The following is a 1,412-nucleotide window of genomic DNA, read 5'->3' as shown; positions in this document are numbered from 1 at the left end:
CCTAGCGACGCTTGACTTCTAGTTTATAGAGAGTATCACCCACAATATTCAGGAGACATTCCAAGCGTCTCCTGAATATTGTTGACGTCGATAACATTATTCGCTATTTTTCTGATTTCTTTCAACTCCTTCGGCTTCTGTGTCAAATAACCACTGAAGGAACTGAACAAACCCGCTTCCAGCGGATTTTATTGCGGTTTTAAGTGCTTCTGCAGCAGTCTTTGCCTCTTCCCTGTAAACTGCTATTCCAGATGAACTAGTGTGACCACCTTGAAGAGATTGAATTTTCTCCTCAAGCTGTTTTGTCGCAGCTCTTTCTTTGTTAAGTTCAGCCTTCAACAATTTGTTTTCTTCTTCAAGACATGTGATTCTCTCTTTAAGCTTCAGAATCTCGGTAGATGTGCGGCTCTCTTTTTGCTCGCCACTAACCGCTCTGTGTGCTGCTTCGACTACTGTGAGCCCTTGAGAAGTGTAGTCAGGCATCTTCTTGACGATCTCGACAACTTCTTCGTTTACTTCATCGATAAGGCCCTCTTCTATCAGAACTTTCACATAGTTCCTTACTGTTTCGTACCTAATACCACTTCGCTCAGACAGTTCTTTGAAAGTCACAGTGATCACCCCGTGAGAAGCTTGTTCATCATCACTCTCAGTATATCAGAAGAACTGGCTTTTAATAGAGACTTAGCAGGTATTGCCGGTTTTTCATTCCGGCTAGATCAGTATTTGATATGATTGTCTTAGATTCCATTTTCAAGTGAGGCGAGAGTATGAGAAAAGTATTCGTGATTGCACTGTCTTTCTTTGTGCTTCTAAGCTCGCTTTTTGCCGTTTTCATGGAGGAAGATCTTTCTGTTTTACAGTTTGGTTTTTCTGGAAATGTACATACTGTACAGATAGAGATAGCAAAGTTAGGAGCAGAACTATTGATTTCCGATCCGGAGACGCTGACCTTTAATGAAAAGGGTTTTCTAATCTCGAGGGAGACTGAAGAAGTGAAGATAGAATACTTCTATGATGGCTCCGGCAGACTGAGAAGAAAGGACTTCTTCAACCGAGATGGTACAGTTTTCCAGAGGGTTGAAGTGCTCTATGAAGATGATCACTACGATGCTGTGGTCTTTGACGATTCAGGTATTGAACTCGAGAGGACTCGCTACTGGATTAACAGCGAAGAGAGAACTCTGATCTTTTCTGTTGAAACCGAAACTGGCGTTTCTACGAACACGCTCTTCTTCGATGAGGACGGAAGAAAATCAGAGAGGTATTCCCTCATTCGAGAAAACGTTTCTGAACTAGATATGGAGGTTAACATAGTAGTGGAAAGCACATTCACTTATGATTCCAATGGACATTTGGTGGGCGAGAAGACAGTAGTTAGGATTAGAAGGGAAGGCAGGGAACAGGCTTCG

Annotated in this window: 2 protein-coding genes; one reads left to right on the top strand and one right to left on the bottom strand. The window is 42.4% G+C overall.

Annotated elements, in window-relative coordinates:
* Window positions 1-96: 96 nt before the first annotated feature.
* On the bottom strand, window positions 97-612 hold the full coding sequence (locus BG32_RS01875) for a winged helix-turn-helix domain-containing protein (RefSeq protein WP_259459436.1): 516 nt from the start codon (window positions 610-612) through the stop codon (window positions 97-99).
* 158 nt (window positions 613-770) lie between these two features.
* On the opposite strand from BG32_RS01875, the gene BG32_RS01870 reads away from it, so the two are divergent.
* Window positions 771-1,412 (top strand): hypothetical protein (locus BG32_RS01870; protein ID WP_121526311.1); only part of this gene is annotated, 642 nt, incomplete at its 3' end.

Origin of the sequence: Mesotoga sp. HF07.pep.5.2.highcov (genome assembly GCF_003666285.1) — a bacterium.
In the GTDB taxonomy this organism is placed as follows: domain Bacteria; phylum Thermotogota; class Thermotogae; order Petrotogales; family Kosmotogaceae; genus Mesotoga; species Mesotoga prima.
This window is presented reverse-complemented; position numbering and strand designations above follow the sequence as displayed.